The sequence below is a fragment of the Candidatus Campbellbacteria bacterium genome (genome assembly GCA_016699465.1).
GTDB lineage: Bacteria > Patescibacteriota > Minisyncoccia > Phycocordibacterales > EsbW-18 > EsbW-18.
Genome location: CP064977.1, coordinates 634,059 through 657,311, shown reverse-complemented (window position 1 = coordinate 657,311; position 23,253 = coordinate 634,059). Strand labels below are relative to the sequence as shown.

At 43.5% G+C, this 23,253-nt stretch carries 28 protein-coding genes and 1 other RNA gene; 5 read left to right on the top strand and 24 right to left on the bottom strand.

The features are described from left to right. Positions 1–79: 79 nt before the first annotated feature. On the top strand, positions 80–1,261 hold the full coding sequence (locus tag IPJ70_03700) for a hypothetical protein (protein ID QQR82355.1): 1,182 nt from the start codon (positions 80–82) through the stop codon (positions 1,259–1,261). On the opposite strand, the gene IPJ70_03695 is transcribed toward IPJ70_03700, so the two are convergent. The 10 genes from IPJ70_03695 to IPJ70_03650 all read right to left on the bottom strand — a co-directional run bounded on the left by IPJ70_03695 (position 1,258) and on the right by IPJ70_03650 (position 8,211). Beyond that, positions 1,258–1,641: a response regulator gene (locus tag IPJ70_03695; GenBank protein QQR82354.1), complete on the bottom strand. Its 384-nt coding sequence runs from the start codon at positions 1,639–1,641 to the stop codon at positions 1,258–1,260. The two genes, IPJ70_03700 and IPJ70_03695, sit on opposite strands and share 4 nt — an antisense overlap. A gap of 113 nt (positions 1,642–1,754) precedes the next feature. Beyond that, positions 1,755–2,063 carry a hypothetical protein gene (locus tag IPJ70_03690; GenBank protein QQR82353.1) on the bottom strand — a complete coding sequence of 103 codons (309 nt, stop codon included), beginning with the start codon at positions 2,061–2,063 and terminating at the stop codon, positions 1,755–1,757. 65 nt (positions 2,064–2,128) lie between these two features. Continuing rightward, positions 2,129–2,722 carry a hypothetical protein gene (locus IPJ70_03685; GenBank protein ID QQR82352.1) on the bottom strand — a complete coding sequence of 198 codons (594 nt, stop codon included), beginning with the start codon at positions 2,720–2,722 and terminating at the stop codon, positions 2,129–2,131. 24 nt (positions 2,723–2,746) lie between these two features. Further along, complete coding sequence (ftsH, locus tag IPJ70_03680) at positions 2,747–4,594, bottom strand: ATP-dependent zinc metalloprotease FtsH (protein ID QQR82924.1); 1,848 nt, start codon at positions 4,592–4,594, stop codon at positions 2,747–2,749. A gap of 188 nt (positions 4,595–4,782) precedes the next feature. Next, entirely contained in the window at positions 4,783–5,082 is a 300-nt protein-coding gene (locus IPJ70_03675) for a hypothetical protein (protein QQR82351.1), read from the bottom strand. A 156-nt stretch (positions 5,083–5,238) separates the two neighbouring features. Further along, on the bottom strand, positions 5,239–5,403 hold the full coding sequence (locus IPJ70_03670) for a hypothetical protein (GenBank protein ID QQR82350.1): 165 nt from the start codon (positions 5,401–5,403) through the stop codon (positions 5,239–5,241). Between the two features lie 700 nt (positions 5,404–6,103). Next, positions 6,104–6,508, bottom strand: a transfer-messenger RNA (tmRNA) gene (gene ssrA, locus IPJ70_03665). Positions 6,509–6,610: 102 nt separating this feature from the next. Next, a complete protein-coding gene (smpB, locus tag IPJ70_03660) occupies positions 6,611–7,060 on the bottom strand; it encodes an SsrA-binding protein SmpB (protein ID QQR82349.1) in 450 nt (149 codons plus the stop codon). 312 nt (positions 7,061–7,372) lie between these two features. Next, on the bottom strand, positions 7,373–7,768 hold the full coding sequence (locus tag IPJ70_03655; GenBank protein QQR82348.1) for a response regulator: 396 nt from the start codon (positions 7,766–7,768) through the stop codon (positions 7,373–7,375). 41 nt (positions 7,769–7,809) lie between these two features. Beyond that, positions 7,810–8,211, bottom strand: a complete 402-nt coding sequence (locus IPJ70_03650; protein ID QQR82347.1) for a response regulator — start codon at positions 8,209–8,211, stop codon at positions 7,810–7,812. 179 nt (positions 8,212–8,390) lie between these two features. Between IPJ70_03650 and infC the strand changes: the two genes are divergently transcribed. The 3 genes from infC (at position 8,391) to rplT (ending at position 9,669) form a co-directional block, all read left to right on the top strand. Next, positions 8,391–8,912, top strand: coding sequence for a translation initiation factor IF-3 (gene infC / locus IPJ70_03645; protein QQR82346.1), 522 nt, complete (start codon positions 8,391–8,393; stop codon positions 8,910–8,912). Between the two features lie 170 nt (positions 8,913–9,082). After that, positions 9,083–9,268 (top strand): 50S ribosomal protein L35, encoded by a 186-nt coding sequence (locus IPJ70_03640; GenBank protein ID QQR82345.1) that lies wholly within the window; start codon positions 9,083–9,085, stop codon positions 9,266–9,268. A 29-nt stretch (positions 9,269–9,297) separates the two neighbouring features. Then, positions 9,298–9,669: a 50S ribosomal protein L20 gene (rplT, locus tag IPJ70_03635; GenBank protein ID QQR82344.1), complete on the top strand. Its 372-nt coding sequence runs from the start codon at positions 9,298–9,300 to the stop codon at positions 9,667–9,669. Positions 9,670–9,728: 59 nt separating this feature from the next. Here the strand turns inward: rplT and IPJ70_03630 are convergent, their stop codons facing one another. From IPJ70_03630 to IPJ70_03610, 5 genes are all read right to left on the bottom strand, one after another. Next, the gene (locus IPJ70_03630; GenBank protein QQR82343.1) at positions 9,729–11,558 is read right to left on the bottom strand and encodes an ABC transporter ATP-binding protein; all 1,830 of its coding nucleotides are present in this window, start codon (positions 11,556–11,558) and stop codon (positions 9,729–9,731) included. Positions 11,559–11,934: 376 nt separating this feature from the next. After that, positions 11,935–12,504: a class IV adenylate cyclase gene (gene cyaB, locus IPJ70_03625; GenBank protein ID QQR82342.1), complete on the bottom strand. Its 570-nt coding sequence runs from the start codon at positions 12,502–12,504 to the stop codon at positions 11,935–11,937. Between the two features lie 23 nt (positions 12,505–12,527). Next, the gene (locus IPJ70_03620; GenBank protein ID QQR82341.1) at positions 12,528–14,162 is read right to left on the bottom strand and encodes a hypothetical protein; all 1,635 of its coding nucleotides are present in this window, start codon (positions 14,160–14,162) and stop codon (positions 12,528–12,530) included. A 14-nt stretch (positions 14,163–14,176) separates the two neighbouring features. Continuing rightward, the gene (locus IPJ70_03615) at positions 14,177–15,022 is read right to left on the bottom strand and encodes a 50S ribosomal protein L11 methyltransferase (protein QQR82340.1); all 846 of its coding nucleotides are present in this window, start codon (positions 15,020–15,022) and stop codon (positions 14,177–14,179) included. Between the two features lie 7 nt (positions 15,023–15,029). Beyond that, positions 15,030–15,182, bottom strand: coding sequence for a hypothetical protein (locus IPJ70_03610; GenBank protein QQR82339.1), 153 nt, complete (start codon positions 15,180–15,182; stop codon positions 15,030–15,032). A 30-nt stretch (positions 15,183–15,212) separates the two neighbouring features. Between IPJ70_03610 and IPJ70_03605 the strand changes: the two genes are divergently transcribed. Then, entirely contained in the window at positions 15,213–16,502 is a 1,290-nt protein-coding gene (locus IPJ70_03605; protein QQR82338.1) for a hypothetical protein, read from the top strand. 11 nt (positions 16,503–16,513) lie between these two features. Here IPJ70_03605 and IPJ70_03600 read toward each other — a convergent pair whose 3' ends face one another. The 9 genes from IPJ70_03600 to IPJ70_03560 all read right to left on the bottom strand — a co-directional run bounded on the left by IPJ70_03600 (position 16,514) and on the right by IPJ70_03560 (position 23,228). Then, positions 16,514–16,909 carry an S-adenosylmethionine decarboxylase gene (locus IPJ70_03600; GenBank protein QQR82337.1) on the bottom strand — a complete coding sequence of 132 codons (396 nt, stop codon included), beginning with the start codon at positions 16,907–16,909 and terminating at the stop codon, positions 16,514–16,516. Between the two features lie 104 nt (positions 16,910–17,013). After that, positions 17,014–17,511 carry a hypothetical protein gene (locus IPJ70_03595; GenBank protein ID QQR82336.1) on the bottom strand — a complete coding sequence of 166 codons (498 nt, stop codon included), beginning with the start codon at positions 17,509–17,511 and terminating at the stop codon, positions 17,014–17,016. A gap of 175 nt (positions 17,512–17,686) precedes the next feature. Continuing rightward, positions 17,687–17,914, bottom strand: a complete 228-nt coding sequence (locus IPJ70_03590) for a hypothetical protein (GenBank protein QQR82335.1) — start codon at positions 17,912–17,914, stop codon at positions 17,687–17,689. Between the two features lie 236 nt (positions 17,915–18,150). Next, positions 18,151–18,423 (bottom strand): hypothetical protein, encoded by a 273-nt coding sequence (locus IPJ70_03585; protein ID QQR82334.1) that lies wholly within the window; start codon positions 18,421–18,423, stop codon positions 18,151–18,153. A 282-nt stretch (positions 18,424–18,705) separates the two neighbouring features. Continuing rightward, positions 18,706–19,290 (bottom strand): GNAT family N-acetyltransferase, encoded by a 585-nt coding sequence (locus IPJ70_03580; GenBank protein ID QQR82333.1) that lies wholly within the window; start codon positions 19,288–19,290, stop codon positions 18,706–18,708. 193 nt (positions 19,291–19,483) lie between these two features. After that, the gene (locus IPJ70_03575; GenBank protein ID QQR82332.1) at positions 19,484–20,104 is read right to left on the bottom strand and encodes a hypothetical protein; all 621 of its coding nucleotides are present in this window, start codon (positions 20,102–20,104) and stop codon (positions 19,484–19,486) included. Positions 20,105–20,311: 207 nt separating this feature from the next. Continuing rightward, positions 20,312–21,706 (bottom strand): MBL fold metallo-hydrolase, encoded by a 1,395-nt coding sequence (locus tag IPJ70_03570; GenBank protein QQR82331.1) that lies wholly within the window; start codon positions 21,704–21,706, stop codon positions 20,312–20,314. Positions 21,707–21,708: 2 nt separating this feature from the next. Then, on the bottom strand, positions 21,709–22,083 hold the full coding sequence (locus IPJ70_03565) for a hypothetical protein (protein ID QQR82330.1): 375 nt from the start codon (positions 22,081–22,083) through the stop codon (positions 21,709–21,711). A gap of 554 nt (positions 22,084–22,637) precedes the next feature. After that, positions 22,638–23,228 (bottom strand): nucleoside-diphosphate kinase, encoded by a 591-nt coding sequence (locus IPJ70_03560; GenBank protein QQR82329.1) that lies wholly within the window; start codon positions 23,226–23,228, stop codon positions 22,638–22,640. Positions 23,229–23,253: the final 25 nt, after the last annotated feature.

The following is a 23,253-nucleotide window of genomic DNA, read 5'->3' as shown; positions in this document are numbered from 1 at the left end:
TTGCATAGTCCGAACGAAGTTTCATATCAAAGATATCCTCGGCGGTTCATGGTTCGAATCCATAGGGACGGACAGCGTTATGAAAGAAAAAAGAAAGGGACTGTACATGATGATTGTTGGTGGCACCCTACTACTCGGGATTGGTCTTTTTTCATATTTCACACGCGAGAGTGTATACCTTGACTCTGCGCGTCTCGGTGGCAACTACCTTGTTACCAACGCAAATGCTGATGGCTCTTTTGTATATGAGTATAATCCTGTTACGAACGAAGAATCATATGCATACAATATCGTTCGCCACGCGGGAACAACCTACGCACTTCTTGAGCTCTATGAAGCAACGGGCGAACAAACATATCTCACCGTAGCAGAGCACGCCCTCGAGTACCTCGCGCGCTCTGCAGTTCCGTGTCCAAACATACCCAACGCACTCTGTATTGAAGAAAACAGCGAAACAAAACTTGGTGGGAATGCACTCGCCGTACTCGCCTTTTCAAAATACGTCTCTCTCACAACACCTGTCATCGGCACGCACCCCTATCTCACCCTTGCACAAAAACTTGCACATTTCATCACAGCAGTACAAGCACCCAACGGAGAATTTACTGTTCACAAAGTTGCAACAGACACAGGTGACCAAACTACATTTGAATCAGACTATTATCCTGGAGAATCTATTTTTGCCCTTACACGACTTTACGCACTTGATAAAAATATACAGTGGATTGACGCAGCACACAGAGGAGCACACTGGCTCATTGAAGCCCGCGACGCGAATGTTACAACCACAAATCTCAATCATGATCACTGGCTTCTCTACGCACTCAATGAACTCTATTCAAACCGTCCAGACGAACTCTACTACACACATACACAACGTATTGTTGATTCTATTATCTCGGCACAACACATCAACGAAACCGGTGCACGGACACAATGGAATGGTGGTTTTTATGACCCACCACGCTCGACACCAACAGCAACACGAAGCGAGGGCCTCGGCGCTGCATATACTCTTTTTACAAAAACAGGAGATACACTCTACGCATCAAAAGCACTCAACACAATGAAGCGCGCTATCGCGTTTCAACTACAAACACAATTTACCGCACAGCAATTACGCGACATACACGGAAACCTTGATGGAGTTGGAGGATTTCACGAAAGTTTAGAGAACTACTCAATTCGCATTGATTACGTGCAACACAATATTTCATCACTACTTACACTCAACAAAATACTCACGCAAGAAAAAAACTAAACGAGACACTCCTGTATTTTTTCGAGGAGATCTTCCAATTTCCAATCACTTTTTATCAAATAAAATGACGGCAACAATTCGGTAATGTCGCTGTTTCGTTTTTCGTCTGTTGTTGAAAGGTTTGTCAAAATAATAACAGGCACTGTTTTTCCCCACGCGTCCTTTCGCAAGAACGAAAGCATGGTCATACCGTCCATGTGAGGCATAACAATATCAAGCAAGATGAGGTCTGGATGTTCGCGTGTTGCAATCTCTAAACCTTTCTCACCATTTTCGGCTTCAAGAACAGCAAATCCTTCACGTATTAAAAACTCACGAAGTGCGCCCCGCAATGGCATTTCATCTTCAATAATAAGGATACGTTTTTTTGAATCAGCCATACACTAATGGTACTACAAAAAAGACACACATGTTTGGCTATCGGCACCTTCTCTGTGGAAAAGAAATTGGGCAGATGCACGATGTGCATCTGCCCTGACGCTTGCGGGGTACCTCACCCCACAAGCGGTGGATTTTGCTCCTCGATTTCGCGAAGAACCGCAAAAAGTTCATCCTGATTAAACCCCTTGAAACCTTTCCCGACAAACAAATCTCTCATGAGCCAGTACGCAGCAAACGCTTGCCGAGCACTGAGCCCCTGACTTTGAAGCTCTTTCCACACGACCGTTGCTCGGGGCGATAGAATCGCCTCTCGGTGCAGTATGTCGAGAAACTCTTTCTGGTCAGTTGAGAGCTTCGTTCCTTCGCGAGGAACAAGTCGAAGTTGGTGGCGGTCTCGAGAGACCGCGTGAGCGACTCTCATATACCACCTCCATGAGTAGGAACGTTACTAAGATAAATATATTACAAAAATAGAAGAAGTCAAATCTACCCTGTCTTTTTCTGCCGTACCAGATCTTTTATTATTCTAATCATACCTTCTTCAAACCCCGACATACGTGCATCTTTTTCTGTTGCAAAACCAAGTTCCTGTATTTTTCGCACAACTTCTTGAAGCTCAATCCCACCAACAGCCTCTTCAGGACGAAATGGCAATTTTTTGAATGCTTCTATCACACCCAGTCGCCACCTTTCTTCTCGTTCCTCAGGACTTTCATTGTTACTCTCCTGTGGTTGCGCAATATTCCCAACAGTGCCAGAAAGCCTCTTCCCTTTATTTATTTCCTCTGGGGTATGAGGACCAATCGGTCCAACTTTTGCCACAGAAATAGGGCGTCTAATAATAGCCTCCCCACTCTCTACTGATGCACCAAAACTTTCGGCCAATGCCACAACTGGGGATTCTATTGATGGATCAAGCGTATCAAGACCTGGTGTATTTGTGCCCTCAACTTGACCAACAACAGCGCCTCTTGCGCGATCAACTCCGTCTAATCCTGGAGTCTTTGTTGCAATATCCTCACTTCCCCGCGAAGGAACCAGTCGGCCTTCTGATCTTTTTTCAAAGATATTTCCAAACATATATAGATAATTAGAGTGTATAAACTATGATACCACTTTTTCTGTGTGTGCGTCTTTCTTAACCGCAATACCGTGTGTGCGCAAAATAGCCTCGAATTCGTCTTGTTCTATCGTCTCTTTTTCGAGCAAGTGCACCACAATTGCATCCAACGGCGTACGGTGATTCTTCAGTGCATTTTCTGCTTCAACAAGCGCACTCTTAATGAAGCTGCTCACCTCTTCATCAATAAGAGCTGCAACTTTTTCTGAGTATCCCGCACCTTCCTGCATTACTCCATTCGTTGCCATCTTCATATCATCATCTTCAAACGCGATTGGTCCAAGTTTTTCTGACATGCCGTATCGCATCACCATATCTCGAGCAAGAGCAGACGCTACTTGCAAATCATTTGATGGCCCTGTCGTCACATCACCAAAGATGAGCATCTCTGCTGCGTAGCCACCGAGCGTCATTGCAAGCCGATCAATAAATTCTTTACGTGAGAGCAATCGACGCTCCTCGAGAGGAAGTGAGAGTGTGTATCCTCCTGCATGACCGCGCGCAATGATAGAAATTTTGTGAATTGGATCTGAGTTCGGAAGCACCGATGCAACAAGTGCGTGACCCGCTTCGTGGTATGCAGTAATTTTCTTTTCTTTGTCTGTCAAAATGTGACTCTTTCGCTCTGGACCAAGCATCACCTTTTCAATGGAGCGGATCAAATCAAACTGTGATACGGATGTACGGTTCTCTCGTGCTGCAAGAATCGCTGCCTCATTCATAAGCGATTGTAAATCTGCACCCGAGAATCCTGGGGTCCGTTCTGCAATCACTTTCAAATTTGCATCTTCCGCAAGAGGTTTACTTCGTGCGTGAATACCAAGAATTGCTTCGCGATCGGCGCGGTCAGGTAAGTCAAGACGTACACGTCTATCAAATCGTCCGGGACGAAGGAGAGCTGGGTCAAGCACATCTGGTCGGTTGGTTGCAGCCATCACAATAATTTCTGCATTTGGTTCAAATCCGTCCATTTCAACAAGAATTTGGTTGAGTGTTTGTTCACGCTCATCATTACCTCCACCAAGACCAGCACCACGAATACGCCCAACAGCATCAATTTCATCAATAAAAATAATTGCTGGACCAGAACGCTTTACCGTTTGAAACAAATCACGAACACGTGATGCACCAACTCCTACAAACATCTCAACAAATTCAGAACCAGAAATGGAGAAGAATGGAACATTCGCTTCACCTGCAACGGCACGTGCCAAGAGTGTCTTCCCTGTTCCAGGAGCACCCATCAAGAGCACACCCTTCGGAATACGCGCACCGATTTTCAAAAACTTTTTTGGATTTTTGAGGAAGTCGACAATTTCAAGCAGTTCCTCTTTTGCTTCTTTTACACCAGCAACATCCTTAAATGTAATTTTGAGTTTATCTCGTGGGTCAAAGAACTTTGCGCGTGATTGGCCAAATGAAAATGCCTGCATCCCCGCACCCTTTACCTGTCGTGTGAGCATCCAAATGAAAAAGATAATGAAACCAAGCGGAAGAAGAATTGGTGCTAGGTTTAACACCCAATACCAAAAGCCAGACTCCTGTTTGATTGAGAGTGTTGTTGTTGCAAGTTGTTCTTGAGAAACTCCATATGATGCAAGTGTTTCAACAAGAGAGCTTCCTGTCTCTTTTTCAGATTTTTTTACAACATCATCCGTGTAGGTAAGCTCGAGTTTGTCCCCACGTACGATAATTGATTTCACACTTCCCCCAGCAACATCATTGGCAACTTGTGACAGAGGAATATCTTCTGGAGTTTTTTGTGTACTAAAAAAATCATATCCAAACGAAAGGACAATAAGTAATAAAATAGTGAGCCCCACATTCACCATAAATGGGTTATTTTTAAACGGTGATCCTATTTTTTCCCCTGGCTCATTCTTTTTTCCACCCTGCTGTTGTTTTGGTGTTGTAGACTTCATGTGAACGTTATTATACACGAGAGATGTATAGCATGTAACACAAAACAGTATAAAAAACGAAAGCGCCCCACACGCGGGGCGCCGTAACGAACAGACAACTACTCTTTTTGACTGGCCAAGACGCACGCAATGCCATAGGCGGCGCAGGCGGCGAGAAAAATCGCCCAACCAACACCACACACAGCGACCCATGACCAGAAAAGATACTGGTCAGTGTCCGCGCGATATCCAAGGTACACCAATTCTCCCCAGAGAATCACTCCCACAATCGCGCCGAGACAACCAGAGACGTCCTGAATCTTCCGTGGAGCGTACAGTATGACAGTAACGAAACCCACAACTACCATTCCCAATGGACCAATGAGCATCAAAAGCGCTTTGAGCAATGTGAACAACATTGCAATCTCCTTTTGTCTGTGGCTAATGAAACGAACTTTTTCTACGAATGAATGTATCTACGAACCCTCCGTTTGTCAATAAATCAAAGCAAACGAAAAAGCTCCTTACGTAAAGCATGTTGTGTGGGCTTTTTCGTTTGGAGCTTGTGTTGTGACCTAGAACTTCTTTTGAAACTTCTTTTTGAAAAACGCGTATCCCGAGGAGAAACAGCGAACGAACAAAAGTCCGATGAGACCGAGCGCGAGACCTACGCTGACAAGGCAACCATTTCCAGAGATGTCCCTGTCAATTTCAATCCACTCCACAGGTTCTTTGAACATGTGTACCTCCTCCGTTAATCCCAATACAACAGATGTCGTGAATTAGGCTTACTCCCATTTGGAGCAACCTTTCCAACTCGAAACTCGCCTACCCACCTGTTGTGACACACGGTAACCCTTCGCCACCTGTGCACCGGACTTTGGAAGAAAAAACGACGCAAACGTCGATCTCTAACCACTACCCACCTGGTCTTGGCAAACTTGAGGCACATCGGACATACAAACCGCTTCTTCTTATTCATGAAGTTCTCCTCTGTTGATAAAGAACACACTGCTACTGACGAAGATACCCGCGCATTCTATTAATGTCAACGATGGTCTTATTCGTGCGAATTAGTCCATAAACGAAAACCGCCTTTGGGCGGTTCGTTTAAAATAATGATGTGGCGCCGCACAATGTGCGGCATCCCCGAAATGGGACTGCGATTTTAAATGTCGTACTCGACAGAAAAATCGGGAGCCTACAAAATTATATTCGTCTACGACTCATTAATTTTGTGGAGATGGTGGCGATGACCTCCAAGTCACTAAGTATTTTGTTCGCACTCTGTGCTCCAAAATCCTAAGTGCTCGTAGGCTCGTCTCGCGTGTGCCCTTGGCACATCGCTCCGACCGCTCAAACCCGCCCACACAACACGCAGGTGTTGTGTTCATCTCCACATAACAAAAATCGCTCCGACATGCGGAGCTGATTTTTGAAATGTGGAGATGGTGGGTTTGACCCCACGTCCAATATGTAATGCCATACGAGTCTACGTAATCTAGCGTTGTCTTGAGGTCTTACACACTATCTTAAAGACAGGCGAAACGATAGCGTGCCAGAACCGATTAGTGTTACGTATTCGTCGGAACATCCGAGTACGCTAGTTCGAATTGGTTTACACCCGCTAACACCTCTCGAACGAAGATGTCAGAAGACGTCGCTTAGGCAACTTGTCCCGAAGGACAAGAATCTTTATGCAAGAGCGTAAGCGAAATCCGATACTGTGAAGTATGGACTTTTGACTGCAGATTTTGCAGGTATGTTTGTACTGTTTTAAGGAAGTCAGCACACTTCCACCACGCACGTATAACAATTGTCACATTGTCGAAACGAGGCATCCCCCGAGATGAAACAAGCACAAAGCTCAAAGTACAAAACTCAAAAAAATATATTTTGGATTTTGATATTTGGATTTTGAACTTGCACCGCCTCGGCGGTGCCTCATCAGTATTCTCTTTTCAAAGTACGACGCATATCTTTTTGCGCTTCTTTCTTTTTGAGTGACTCGCGCTTATCTCCCTTCTTCTTTCCACGCACGAGGGCACAATCAACTTTTATAAACCCTTTCTTATTATACATCGATAATGGCACTATTGTCAATCCTTTCTGTTTTTCTCCATCAGCTAATTCCTGAATTTGTTTCTTAGAAAGGAGGAGTTTTCGTGTTTTTTCAGGATCATAGTTTTCAGGTTGATTCTTAGGTTGGTATGGCCCAATGTGCATCTTCACCAAAAACGCTTCCCCTGCACGCACAACAATATACGCCCCATCAAGTGAGCCGTTACCTGCGCGTATTGATTTCACCTCGTACCCTTTGAGCTCAATGCCTGCCTCAACATGTTCGAGAACTTCAACATCACGGAGTACTTTTTTGTTTTGAATCAACTGTGCCATATGTCTACTATATCATTTTCGTCCACCAACTCAGAGATGGACTAATTCGCTAGACTCCCCATCTCGGATTTGCTCGAGCACGTCGTCCGCGATCTTCTCATCAAGATGAAGCTCTGCAAAGCTCGCTAACACGCGAGTTCGCCCCGCGCAAAACCCCACACAGCTTTCATGTGCGGGGTTTTTTCTTTTTGCTTTCTACTTCCCCCGCCTCTAGCGGAGCACGCTACTTTCTACTTCTTTGTTATTTGAAATTTGCTATTGAATTCCCCCCACATTCCACATTCCAGATACCAGATACCAGATACCATCCCACTACTTTCCCTCTTCTTTTTTCATCGAAAACAGTTCATCAAAAATTTGTGAGGGTGGAAATGCTGCTTTAAAAATAAATGTGTGTACATTCATTTTTTTTGCAACCGCAATCGCCGCATCGTCAGCTGTATTAGATAGAATCGCAATTTCTGCGTCTGGAACAAGGTGCTCTTCACGCACCACCTTCAACACATCAAGACCCGACATACCCGGCATCGTAATATCGAGTGCCACAATATCTGGCACAAACTCATTCTTTCGAAGAATTTCGAGAGCATCTTTTCCATTTGATGCAGTACGCAAATTGAGACCTTCTGCTGTTGCACGTTTTTGGTATAACGACAAAAGAAACTCATCGTCGTCAACCATGAGTACTTTTTTGTGAGCTGTTTCCATACAAAATGAGAGTTTAACAGTGAGAGAACGTCTCGTCTGTACTACTTAGATTGTACAATCGACAGGAGTTCATCAAACACCTGCGAAGGCAGCAGTGATGCCTTCATAATAAACTTTGACACACCATATTCCTGCATATCTTTTGCAAGATCATTTTCATTATTGTTTGAAAGAATAACAACACGCGCGTTTGGTGCAAGTTTTTCAGCTCGCATCGCTTTAACCACATCAATACCACTCAATCCTGCCATGGTAACGTCGAGTGCGATGATGTCAGGAACGAATCCCTCACGAAGTTGCGCAAGCGCGTCTTCACCACTCAGAGCAACGTGGAGTTCCACAGGATAACTCTCTGCTTTTTTTTGATACAACGACACAAGAAACTCGTCATCATCTACCATGAGAATCTTCTGTTTGTTTTGATTATTTTGAATAGTATCCATACGTAACCTGTGTTGTGCATTATTATTGTGCAGACTAACTATAGCAAAACTACAGAAGCGCGCCAGCAAAAAGAACCACCGATAAAATATTGTATAAACAGGAAAATGTGCTATAGTAGCGCTACATTTTAACCAACCACCAAACCAAAACCAATCACCAACTTCTAACTTCTACTACTTTGAGTACCCCAAACAGAAATCGTGTTCGTATAAATGCATTTATTACCGCACCTGAAATGCGCGTGATGGGTCCCGATGGAGAAAATTTCGGCGTTCTTCCCCGCGAAGAAGCGCTTAGCAAAGCGCGCGAATACGGACTCGATCTCGTCGAAATTTCTCCAAACGCAACTCCACCTGTTGTAAAAATTATTGAGTACGGAAAATACTTGTACGAACAGTCAAAAAAGGCTCGCGAAAACAAGGCAAAATCACACCAAACAGAAACAAAGAGTGTGCAGGTCAAAATTGGTACCTCAGAACACAGTATGGGCATCAAGGCCAAACAAGCCTCCGAATGGCTTGCAGAAGGTCACCGTGTTCGTTTTGAACTCTACCTGCAAGGACGTGCAAAATACCTCGACAAAACATTTCTTAAGGATCGTATGGAACGATTTCTCAAATTCATTACCGTTGACTTCAAAATTGCCGAGCCTGTGAAGCAGGCACCCAAGGGAATGAGTATGGTGCTTGAAAAGAAGTAAAAATAGAGACTGGAGACTAGATACTTGGGACTGGGAAATGGGCTTGCAAAAATACCCAAAAAATGTATTATAGGTGAGCCCTAACGGGCTTTTTTAAACCAAACCAAACTAACCGCAAAACCAAAACCAATCACTAACACCCAACTCCCAACCTCTCACCCCCCAGTACTATGAAAACCAACAAAGCATATTCAAAACGACTTCGTGTGACCAAGACGGGAAAACTCGTTGGCCGAAAAGCTGGTGGTAACCACTACAATGCCAAGGAGTCCCGAAGTACCCAACTCGCACGTAAGCGTTCAAAGATTATTTCGTTGACACCAAAGGTTCGCACACGCTACCTCCCAAGTAAGTAATTCCCTATTTCTAATATCTAACCTGTACCATGACACGAGTAAAACGAGGAACAATTGCAATGAAGCGCCGACGAAACGTGCTCAAACGAGCAAAAGGTTTTCGTAATACACGTAAAAGTAAGGAGAAACTCGCAAAAGAATCACTCGTTAAGTCAGGAATGCACGCATTTGCACACCGCAAAGACAAAAAGAACGACTTCCGCCGATTGTGGCAGACTCGTATTTCAGCAGCCATTGCTCCCCACAACATTTCATACAGTAAATTCATAGGGCTCGTACACAAGAATAAGTTTTCTCTCAACCGTAAGATGCTCGCAGAAATCGCTGTCTCACATCCTCAGACATTCGAGCGCATCGTTAAACAAGTAGTTACTCCTCAAACAAAGACAACCGCAAAATAAAATCTCATACAGAGAAAACCCGCAGCACTTCGGTGCTGCGGGTTTTTGAATGTACAACCCTACCCCAACAGATGGTCCTGATGAGCAATCAGTTTCCGGAACGTTTCCGAAGAACCAACGAGCTCGTCAAACGACGTTCCGACCGCTTCAATTTTACCGTTCGCAAGAACGATAATGCGGTCGGCATCGCGCACCGTCGACAGACGATGCGCTACAACGAGCATACCGGATCCGTTAATCCACTTACGCAAACCTTCAAGTGTCTGCGTTTCCGTGGACGAATCAAGCGCACTCGTTGCCTCGTCAACAATGAGAAGCTTCGGCTGTTTGATAACCGCCGCTCCGATTGCGAGACGTTGTGCCTGCCCACCCGAAAGCTGAACACCGTCACGACCGACGATGATGTCGAGAGGATTTTCACCCTCTGGACGCACCCCGAAGTCAATCGCGAGATCGTTCATGAGTTCGAGAAGTTCTGCGTCGGTCCACACACACCCCTCATGCGGAGAAACACCGTACAGGAGATTCTCCCGCACGGTTCCATCAAAGATGAGGGGCTTCTGCGGAATGTATCCGATTGCGTTGAGACGCGAACCGCTTTGATACTCCCGAATGTCACGCCCGTTGATGCACACGCGCCCAGATGTCGGGTCCATGAAGCGCATCGCAAGATACTCAATCGTTGACTTACCAGACCCGGTGGGACCAATAAGTGCGATTTTTTCTCCCGGACACACCGAGAACGAAACGTTCTGGATTGTGCCGTTTGAATGAGGATACGAGTACGAGATGTTCTCGAACGCAAGCGTCAACGCGTGCTCAGCATCGAGTGTGCGCGCGTTTTCACTGTCAACAACATCAGGAACGATGTCGAGTGTTTCGCGCATAACCCGTACCGACGAAACCGACTCGTAAATCCGGCGTTCAGTGTGTCTGATGCGCCAAATATCGCCGATAATCTGCCTCGACCACGCGAAGAGTGGATACAACACAGCAACAGCACCTGCGCCTTGGTCGTTTACTATACTGTGCAGTGATTCACGACCAATCACAATCAGTGCTGCGAGAACCATAACCATATCCATAGCAGTCGCATGCTTGCCGTGACGCAACCAAAACGTTCGATCACGAACAGCAAGATCTTGCCACCGCTGTGTGATGCGTTCGACTTCAAACTGTTTTCGGTTTGAGACGTACACACGTTCAAAGAGACGAAACACCTCAGCAAAAAAACGCCTGAAGCGACTGAAGTCGCGCTCGATGGGAGTGCACACGACCGCGACGAGATAATTCAGGTAGATTGACCATGCAATGTTAATGCACATGGCAATCCCGAGTACTATTCCACCAAACGGTGAAACAGTCCACACGAGAGCGTACGCGATCACGATGGTGAGCGTTGCTTCCGCGAGCTCAGGAACTTGATTAACGTGCATATCAAAAGCTTTGTCTTTGCCTTTGTTAACACTTTCGTAGTTGAGCGACTTCACATGACGGTGTTGCCCGGGCGACTTTTCAAAAAACCGCTCGGTAATCCGTACATAGAGATTTCCTGTGGACAGTCCAAAGAGATACTCGTGCGCCCTCCAGTAGAGAAGCGCAACAAGTTTCTCGAAGAGCATGAGTGCGCCAAGAAGAGCGACAGACAGGATGATTCGGTTGGCGTTGTTGTTCACGACGCCTTTGAAAATCATTCCCGTCACTCTCGGTTGAAACATGCTCATGAGAATCAGTACAACCACAAGAAAGTACTTCCTGTAGAGCCACGTGCGTGCGTCCGGAGAATCGGTGAGACGAAACACATAGCGAACAGTGTCACATGTCTCTTTGAACTCCGCCAGAAACTCCTTGAACGTTGCCGGTGCCTTTGCCTCCATCTCGTTGCTCATAGTATTCTCCCCTTTCGTTGGAAGAGTGTTTGTTGGGTATTCGGTTGTTAAAGAACGAAACACCCCGCCTTGCTAGGCGGGGTGTTTGAAAGACTCAATAAGAAAATTAAGTACTCGGAACACACCGCCTATGGCTTGAAAACGCTGAAAAACGAGCGTTTTTCTTGAATGCAGGAAGCACAACGCTACCGCGCATCCAAGATGTTTCAATATTCGAAATGTGAGAAGTTGTTGTCATAGTATGTGTGCCCAAAATAGTGGGTAAATTTACTATATCACTACAAAAACTGTTGTCAAGGTTTAGCAACTTTCGACTTTATCAAAATTTTATCTCCTACACCCCAGGGAATTTGACGAGGAGGGTGGAGCCTGTGCCCTACTTCTCCTTTTTCTTTCGTAACATTAATTCTGGTTTACCCATCGTAAGCTCAGCACTCACACGTATACCCATTTTTTGTATCCAATCCACAATCTCTTTTTTCACCTTTACAATATTTTCCCGAGCGCCAACATTGTGCCTTTCAACCTCCATAAAAAGACCTAAACCCTTAACATCTTCAAGAACAACTTCATAGATATCATTTACAAATGTTGACTTGGTGTTTTCTATCCGCACCAATTCTTTCAATCCCAACTTCTTAAAAATCTCTTCTGTCTTCAAAAAATTCTCAACCGCTGTCTCATATTCATCTGAATAGAGCCACACCCCTTTCGTATCAAAATGGTCTACCTTATATGCAACGGATGCTTTTCCATCCTTACTTCTAACCCGCAAACACTGCTTTAGTTGACCACGCTTGTCTGGTTGTAGGTCTTTTCTCTTAGGGTCAAAAAAATACACGTCTAGGGTCTTTTTATTGCCCTGAAACGTCAAACCTTTGAGCTTGCGTAGAGCCGCTTTCTTCGTATCAAATACCTCCGCCAATATTTCAACCTCTCTTTTCATAATCCACACATACTACACCATGCCTACACTTCGGGGAATTCGACGAGGAAAGTGGAGCCTTTACCTCGTCCTCCGGACTCGGCCCAGATGCGTCCGTTGTGTGCAGTAACAATTTGCTTTGCGATAAAGAGACCATAACCAGTACTGTGCACGTTCACGGTGCGTGAATCTTTTCCACGTCCACCCTCAGTGAAGAGCACTTTCTTATCCTCATCCGTCAAACCAACACCACTATCTTTCACCGAGAAGAGCACCTTACCATCTTTGTGTGCAAGAGACACCGTCACCGAACCCTCTGGTGTGTAGTTGATGGCGTTATCGATAAGGTTTTTCAAGATGTGATTGACGATATAATCAGCATCTCCCAAGATCGTGCACATATCCCCTTCTGGAACGCTCACCGCCAGTGTAAGTTTTTTATCTGACGCACGTTTTTTGAGCTCTTCAGCACTTTTTACGAGAAGCTCTGTGAGATTTATTTTCTCCATGGCATATGTTACCTTTCCCGTCTTAAAGTCAGACACATGCAAGAAGTTTTTTACTTCATTCACACCATACTGCACACGGGCAAGTGCTTCTTGTGACATGTCTTTAATGTCTGAGGCAACAGGACCAAAACTTCCACTCGTGATGGCATCAAACCCCGCAGACGCGTCCGTCAAATATCCCTTAACTTCGTGTGTGATGAACCGCATGGTCTCAAGTTGACGCATGTTCGCAAATTCCAAATTCTTCGCAAGCTTCTGCGTTTCTTCGCGCAAGGTAATTTCGTGCTTCACACTTTTAACCAATGCAACCCCGACGGCAAAAACTAATCCTAAAGTCACAATAATAACGTACCTAATATTTTCAATTTTTCTCACAAACAACATCGCGAACACAAGAACAGAGAGCACCGCCACAAGCATTTGTGTTCCGATAACACGAGTGTTAAAGACATAAAACTTCACCATCATGTATGCAAGCAGAGCAAGAAATAAAACCATCCCTATCGGACCAATGAGGTTTATTTCATATAGCTTGGTTAATTCACCAAAAATATTTGTTGCCGAAAAAATACCTAGAAACAGAGCTGAGCCAAGAGTAACTAACAACACCTGTAAAAAAGAGATGGAAATATTTTTTTGTGCATATCTCCTTACGCCAAGAAAAACTATAAACAATATAGATAAAATTTCGATTCCGTACACATATCCAAGAAGTGGTCCAACTACAGATTCACAGGCACTCGGATCAAAAGCACTCATGTTGTATGTTGTCGGAAGCAACATCAAAACTGGGACCAGGGCCAAAAAACCAATATTTTTACCTAAAATACTTATATCTTTTTTCCATAAAAACACATAAGCAAAATAAACAAGAAGAATCGGAATAAAAATCTCTAAAAGTGGTGTAATCTGCCAAAAAAAGTAGTTGAGGTGTGACGCGGGGGTCAACCACTGCGCAATTATATTTAGAGTCCAAAGTGAAAACGCAAGAGAAATTGCAAATAAAATCTTACTAAGTAATGAATTCTTGTCTTTTATTAAAACAAAAATTCCCAAAAAAAGAGCAACACACACGACGGGCACATAAGCATAAAAAAGCAGGGTTGGAGCAAAACTAGTATCAAAAATATAAAGAAAATTTGGCGTACCTTCACAATATGGAATATTCATAAAAATAACTACTTTTATTTTTTTACCAAAGAATAACTTAGCGTCTTAAATCCTCCACACATTTCATATTTTAGATTAAGTTTCAAAACGTCTCCCTGTTTTACATTTTGAGCATCTACAGGAAGGAGTATCGGGTAACTATACGCAAACGAATCCCAGAATTTTGTTTTATCACAAAACATACTTTCGCTACTTATACGAATTGCATTGAGCAAACCTGGGTGAGTAATTTTAATGCTCATACTCGTATCGACAATAGAATTCGTATTAATCCTTGAAAGATTTGTGGTTGAATAACGATATTTTTTCGTAAGAACTTTTGATTTTAAATTTTTTAAATCGGCATATTCATATCGAACAATTGGAAATTCATGTCCGTAGAAAAAATTTTTATTGAATACAAGATCGACATAATTATCATATTTTTCTAACAATACTTTTGTTTTTTTCTTAGCAAAACGCAAAATATTGTTCATTGCCGGTATTTGAAGCTCTTCAATTAAACCTGTTGCTATCATTTCACACATAATAAAATCGACCTTTTCCGGAAGATCAACCTTGGTCGCATCACCCTTTATAAGTTTAATTTTTTTATCATATCCATTCATTTCAAAGGTTTTTTGAAGAAAATCACTATTTTTTTTATCAACTTCAATCGCATACACAATTCGAGCACCTGCATCAGCAGCAAGCATTGCTAAAACACCCGAACCAGCTCCGGTGTCAACCACAACATCACCTGGTTTTACTGTATTTTTTATTGCTTTTCCAAAAGCAAGTGTTCTTTTAGAATCAATCAGACAATTAAATACACCCTCTGTCATTGACCAATACTTTTCATTTTTTTTCTCAGTAATCATAGAGTTATCAAATAGTCTCAACCACCTCTTGTGGCGTTCCTACATCAGTATTAATAAACCGAATGTCTTTCAAAATAACACTTTTATAAAATGTGTAGCTCACTGACAAGAAAACGGCGAGCACTACAAGACCTATTAGGAGTTTTGATTTTTTGTCCATATACAGTTACTATGACATATACCATCTTACATGAAAATACTATTTATCTCAAAGGACCTACTTGCCGGAAATCTTGCCCTCATCCTTCAGGACGAGGGGCATGAAGTTAAGCTCTATATTGATGACCCTGACAGGCGCGACAACTTAAAGGGGCTCATTACCCAAACCTTGGACTGGCACGCTGAGCTATCTTGGGTCGGCGAAGATGGACTTATTGTTTTTGATGATGTTGGATTCGCCAGAATCCAGAATAGACTCAGGGCAAGTGGATATAGAGTGTTCGGTGGTTCCGAATTTGGAGAGCGACTCGAAACAAATCGCTACTTCGGGCAAGAGATCTTTAGACACCATGGAATAAAAACTGTGCCCCTCCTCGATTTTACCGATATTGATAAGGCAATCGATTTTATTAGGGAGAATAAAGGTACGTGGGTGATAAAACAAAATGGTCCCGAAAAAGAATTTAACTATGTTGGATGTCTAGAGAGCGGTGAAGATACAATCTGCGTGCTTGAAAACTACAAAGAAGTGAGCGGCTACGGATATGACAGAATTACCCTCCATAAAAAAATAGACGGGATAGAAATCGGTGCTGCAAGATATTTTAATGGAAAAGACTGGGTAGGACCGATAGAAATAAGCCTAGAACACAAACGTCTCTTCCCTGGCGACATTGGCCCAACGACATTTGAAATGGGAACCCTTGCATGGTACGACGACAACGAAAACAACACATTGTTTCAGGAAACCCTCGCGAAAATCAAACCTTTTTTACAAAAAGCTGATTTTCGTGGGGATTTTAGTATCAATTGTATTGTTAATGAAAACGGCGCATTCCCCACTGAAGCAACAGCTCGTTTTGGTTGCCCAATAATTCACCTTCACACTGAAATTCACTCTTCTCCATGGGGTGAATTTTTATTTGCAGTTGCTAGTGGAGAGCCCTATGACTTGAAGTGGAAGCCTGGTTACGGCATTGTGGCCACAATTGCTCTCCCGCCATTTCCATTTCACTTTAAAGGCCACCCCATCTCAAGTCGCGGAGTTCCTGTTACCCTTGGTCCATACGCCACAGAAGAAATTAAACATATACATTTTGAAGAAATATCAAAAAAGGAAGAAGAAAGTTACTTTATCTCTGGCGATAGAGGATACGCGATGTATGTTACTGCGCTTGCCAATACGGTTCCCGAGGCTCAAAAGCTTTTGTACAGACGCATTGAAGACATCCACATTCCCAAAATGTTTTATAGAAATGATCTTGCAAAATCTTTTGTTGAAAAAGATGAAGAAAAACTAAAAAAATGGGGGTACCTGTAATTCCACACGAACTACACTATATCGTGCAGAGGGTATCGCGTCCCACGTTTAATGAAATTTTTTTCTATCTCCTGAAGTTCAAATTTCTTCTTAAAAAAATCTAGAATAAAATCAACATCTAAACCATTTTTACACGTGTACACATCCGCACTTAAAAATTTTCGCTTTGGAAATGTGTGAATGCTGATATGGCTTTCGATAATAACCACAAATCCGCTCCATCCACCTGGGTCTTTCTGGTCATCTCCTTTAGCAAAAAATATTTGTGGTTCTGAAAGAATACCCATGCCTAGCAATTTTGGAAGTTCGTGTAAACATGACAACACGAGCTCTTTGTCGTTGAGTTTGTCCGGGTTACCGTCGTATCCATCAATTGTTAGATGCTCACCAAAGTTGATTGTTTCCATATAAGGTTAAAATTAGTACTATCCATTATCTATCAAAAACCTAAGAACGCAAAAGCCACAGGGTTCCTAATCCTGTGGCTGCATCAACGACAACCAGTCGTTGGTTAAAAGAACTTCTTAACAGCAGTGGTGATACCTTCGGTCCACCCCTCGTCCCACGTAATCAGGACAAGGGCCAGAGCGGCGAACAGTACACCGGCCCACTGCGTCGGCCGAAGCGTCCCCACCTCACTGATGAACTTTGGGAACAACTTCTGGACGATGAGGATGAGAACCACCGCCAGGACGGGATTCATCCCAGCGATAACCGAACTCTCGTTGATACGTTCGGGAGTGCTCGTGAACACGGAGAGGGAAAAATACAGCCCCAGTCCGTAGAGCACACCGCCCGCAAGTCCGTAGAGGCAGGACTCGAGGGTGACCTCGTTGGCCTTGATCATGCCCCAGCTGATGTTACGGCACATGAAGGCCACGACAGCGAGGGATCCGAGCACTTCGAGGACAAGATTGATCTCTGCCCCGTTGTGCGCAGCTTTTGCGGCGAAAACGTAAATCGCCGCCCAACAGACGAGCGCGAGAACAGATCCCGTCACCCAGTTCATGGCATCCTCCTATTTCTACATGAGGGGGTCGTCCCACATGTTTTCTGATTTCTATTATATCACAAAGAAACACATTGTCAACCTCACCGTTATGGTTCAGTAGCTTCCACTCAAACAAACAAAAAACCATGTATGTAAGGGTATTTCTATCCCCTATAGACCAGATTCTCCTATTTTAAAACCTAGCCCTAGAAATAATATCATTTTTAGGTATACGGTTGATATCTAGGTATCCGCTATTTCCTTCGGAGTTAGCAACCCAGACATATGTTTTTGATTCCCGTACAACAAACCCTGCCGTGCAAACAGTCACATCATGACCAAGAGGATTGAGTGGATTTGTTTTTTTAATACTCCACGTAAACAGTTCGATATTTTTTGTTGTGCTATTTTTTTTCAACATACACTATACTTGATATCAAAACACGTGGGATGACATACCACTTCGCTTTTCTGTTTGGATGATTTTTGGGACCACGAGGGGAGAAGAGGATCGTCTCTGGATTCTTTAGAAACAGAAACCTCTTATTCTGACGTATCAGTTCACCCTCGGTATATGCGGGGGTTGGTTTATGTATTGCACCGTCGTGGTACACAAAAATATCGTTCCAATAGATTGTCACCTTCTTCTTTTTGTCATTATTTTTTACCATACAAAGATAACCTTTTGATAGAACGTATCGCAGACATGGGAATGATGAGACCATTTTTAAACATATCTGTTTCACAAACCCATACCGTACCCAAATCAAGATAGTCTCTGTGAAGTAGTCGCACACGCCCGACGCTTTTTGAAAGTTTTGGATATAAAAAAGTATTTTTTATTTTTGGCAACTGATACGCATACGAAGCATCTTGATATATAACAAGACAATACTCTCCCGCTTTAATTTTTAGTTTTCGAATATCCATGATTGTCGTATAGAAAATGGGGATGCCGGCTTCAGCACCCCCATCATTGTACTACCCTGTGCTACTTGCCGCTTCCGCCCGACGAACTTCTTTCGGGAAAAAGCGAAATACCTGACTCTGTGGTTGAGTCTGCCCACGAAGGAGCACTCTCAAAATGCTCCTTGTCTCCACCACTACGAGCACCAGAGTCATCTCGAGCGTCATGCCAGGAACGAGAGGTCTCCTTAGAAGAGGAGCCTGTATCCTTGCTGGCGTCCTTCTCGCTGTACTTGCTCACGTATATCACCTCCTTTCCGCGTTGTGTACCTGAAAAGACCTTATGAGCTTTTCGTGTTTGAACAACACGTCTGGGTATAGAGCAAACCTAACAACATCGTAGCGCTTTCCTCTTAAAAGTCTATGACCCCTGAATCTTCCCTCAACGGAAAGTCCCGCTTTTGTTAGTGCTGAAACAACTCGAGCGTTGTACTCATATACGTCCATATATAACTTGTACAGCTCAAACTCGCCGAACAGATACTCCGCGAGAAGAGCCAGACACTCAACCCCGAGACCCGAACCCCAGAGACGCGGAACGGCATACAGACTTAGAAAGCTGTGTTTTCCGTCTTTGTCAAAGTTGTAGGTGTAAACTGTTCCAACCGGACCCCGTGATGGCTTCCTCAAGATTATCCACTGTTCGTGTCGATCTTTTGAAAAATCAGCACGAATTTCAGAGATAAACTCCTGGAAAGTAACTTTATACTTCCGGTTTGAGCATCGGTTTCGGAAATGTATCTCATTACGCCACTCGTAGAGAAGTTGGAGATCACCCTCTCGTATTGGACGGAGAATTAACCTTCTTCCAATAATCTCTTTGGAAGACACTGGATACCTCCACACTAGATAGTTTCGCAAGCAACTGGGTATAATCTGATGAAATACTACGCCCCGACCTAAAGAAATGCAACCACCTATAGTAATCGACTTTATCAAAATTTTATCTCCATAAACATACGAAGTGAGCCCCGCCATTCTACAGAATGGCGGGGCGACCTGCCTACGCAGGCAGGTCGGTGAATTAGCCGAGAATATCCCCTTCTTCAGCGGGGCGGTAGCTGGAAGTCATGCGGTCGTCAGCTTTATCTTTTTTGACGAGAAGCATCACTTTTTCAACGAGTTTTTTTGGATTTGTATCAAACACCACCCTGTCGTGCGTGCGATTGCTTCGCTCTAAAATAGTTTTGATTGTTTCATCGGTCATCCACTCCCCTTCCAAAATACCAATCGGCTTATTGTCTTCAAATGCAATCGTAAACTCGTGAATCGTCCCAATGCGTCCGCACCCAAACAATACTGCATCTGAGGAACGCGTGAGAATGAGATCGCGACCAGAATAGCCAAAACCTGTGTACACAATCATATCCATATAATCCAATGGCAACCGAAATGCCTCAACGTGCTCGCGTTCAGACGCGGCCGGAGAAATACCTATTGATTGCCCACCTGCATCTTTTGCACCCATTGCTGCCCACAACGGAAAACCCGTTGTCGCACCTGTAACAATCACCGCTCCTTGCCGAGCAATTTCGCGTCCGAGTTCTTTTGCAACTTCATACGCACGTGGACCACACGATGATGTCTCGGCGGCACCCGACACACATATTTTTATATCGTGAATTACTTTTTTTCGGAGAGACATGGTTGGATACTAGATATTAGAGACTAGAAGCTAGAAAGGTGCACTTAAATATTAGCATCAAATAGCAAATATCCAATAACCAAACAACAATAATCAACGAAAATTCGAAAGACGAACACCGAAATCCGAAACAACATCAAATAGCAAATGACCAATAACCAAACTAAAACTAATCGCCGAGTTCCAACCTCCCGCCCCTAACGTCCCCTACTTTGAGATATCCACCACATCATGGAGATTTGGATAGACAGCATTCACACCAAGGTAGTCACGAAGTCGTTGTGCAAAAAATTGAGATGTCTTTGGCTCGCCCATTGTTACAAACACTTTTCGTAGGGTTAAACTTGTCGCATTCACAAAACGGATGAGGCCATTCATATCACGGTGACCTGAATACCCTGATACTGAGCGCACCGTGGCGTGAATATCAATTTCTTCTTTTCCGATCGTAACTTTCTTTGCACCATCGGCGAGCTGTCGCCCCAAACTTCCCGGCGTTTGATATCCAACAATCAACAACGTACACAACGGATCTGAGAGGTAATGCTTTTCGTGCCCGATAATGCGTCCTCCGTGTGACATACCTGAACCAGCAATAATAATTTTTGGCCCCGGAGTTTCATAAATCGCCTTTGACTCTTGTGTAGAGCTCACCACCCTCAATCCTTTGAACGCAAACACATCATCCCCCGCCGCAATCGCTTGTTGTGTTTTTTCGTTAAAGTTATCTGGATGACGTTTGTACACTTCAGTTACCGCTGTCGCCAGTGGCGAATCAAGATACACATCAATGTGTGGAATACGTGCTTCTTCAATGAGCATATTTACTTCATACAGAATATTTTGTGTGCGTTCAATCGAAAATGTTGGAATAAGAAGTGTACCTTTGTTTTTAATGGTGTTTTCAATAACGTCTTCTAATTGTGCGAGACGGTCAGGCACCTCTTCGTGCACACGATCCCCATACACGCTCTCCATTACTAAAATATTTGCATCCTCAATAACATCCGTGTCTTTCATAATGAGCGACGGCGAGTTACCCAAATCACCTGTAAATATAATCTTTCCAACGGACGGGTGGATACATTGCACAAGCGCCGAACCAAGAATGTGGCCTGCATTTTTAAATTCAAACGTCATATCAGCAATGGTAAACGGCGTATAGTACGGAACCGTTTTCCACTGAAGAAACACTGGCGCAACATCTTCGGCAGTATATGAAGGTTCTTCTCCGCACAAAATCGCCTCTTTCACAATGAGACCAGCAGCGTCAGGAAGCATTACTTCGGCAAGCTCCCGTGTTTCGATAGTTGAGTAAATAGGGCCACGGAATCCATCCTTCACTAATTTTGGAATACGTCCAATATGATCAATATGTGCGTGTGTCACAATGAGGGCATCGAGTGTCGAGAGATCATATCCAAACATATTTGCATTATTTGGATTGCACATACGCATACCCTGAAACATACCACAATCAACAATAACGTTTCCTTCCGGAGTACTTAAAAGGAAATTCGCACCAGTTACGGTACCAACGCCACCATAAAATCCAAGTGTTACATGCCCCTTCTCTGTGTGTGTATTCATAGTGTCTGACATAGTTATTCTATGCAACGTAGTCGTATAAATGTACAGTACACCACAAGCCCTGAAACAATTGAGCCGATACAATCCATGAACAAATCTCCTGCCGTGTCAGCAACGATGCCGGGTTGATCGGCATATATACCGTTGAAATATTCAAACAACTCCCAGCCGATACCAATACTCATACCAATACCAACAGAGAGTGCGAGTGTACGTCGAAGAGTCATACTATTTGATGAGGTAGGACAAATATATACCCACGATCCAAATCCAGATACAACAAAACCACCGAGAAAATGCATCATGATGTCATACCACCAGTACTTCCAGTAAAAAAAGTGCACTTGTCCTGTTTCATTAAGAAAATACACAGCTACTGCAAGGAACAATAGAGTAAAGAGGAAAATTTTTTGATGTCGTAAAGGCACGATGGTGTTGCATTAGGGTATATAAAGTCTGTTTCTACGTAGGTAGTATAGCAAAAATATACATAGAATGTGGTATCTGAAATGTGGAATGTGGGGGAATTCAATGTTAAATTTCAAATAGCAAAGAAGTAGCGTGCCCCGCTAGAGGCGTGGGAAGTAGTAGGCAATAACAATATCAAATGACAAATATTAAGAAAGAAATGGCCTGAAAAACGAAAACTCCGACCTATGGGAAGCCGAAGTGCTCGTGTGGGGGCTATCTCAGATGTGTTACCTAGCATGTGCTAGGTGGGTGTTCTGAGTACATACACCAAGGCGTATGGTTTGAGACAACATCGAACTCCCTGTAACAATAAATTTGATCTAGATAATATCCAAAATAACCCCTACATATATCCTACTCTCTACGAAAGAGCCCTGACAAGGGGGACAAGGCGTTGCGCTACAGTATAGAAAAAAGTGAAGTGTATAGGTCAAAAAAACCGCCTACATGGCGGTTTTTTTGTTTTTCATTTTTATCCTTCATCAATTCCAAATCGCTTGTATGCATAGACAGGAGTCTTTCCAAACCAGTGCTCTATTTCGTGTAGTGCTTCTTCAGGTGTCTCTGATGCGTGCACAAGATTCATAACGGCACGCTTCTCCGCATTAGCAAGCGCTGGAGAATCAGCTGAAAAATCTCCTCGAATAGTTCCCATTTCAGCCATGTATGGCAATGTTGGACCAACAATTTTACGAACCAAATCAACAGAATGAATGCCCTGCACCACCATTTTAACCAATGGTGCTGAAACCATGTACTTAATAAGCCATCCACGAACCATTTTTCCTATTTGAAACTTGTCGTTAGTACCAAAATCTTTCTTTAAGGAGTATCCATACTTCTCATACGTAGCCGACGTCTTTTCACCAAGACGCGTAATCCATGCTTTGCTCTTTGGATAATGATTATCAATCTGTTTCAGTGTTGGCTGAAACATCTCAAGAGCAACGATTTTCATGTCGCGCTGTTCAAAACGGTGAATAATTTCACCAATAAGACCCTTCCGAACACCATCGGGTTTAATCATCACAAATGTCCTCTCTTCTTTTGGGTTTCGTTGCATAAATACGTAAATTACTTTTTAACTA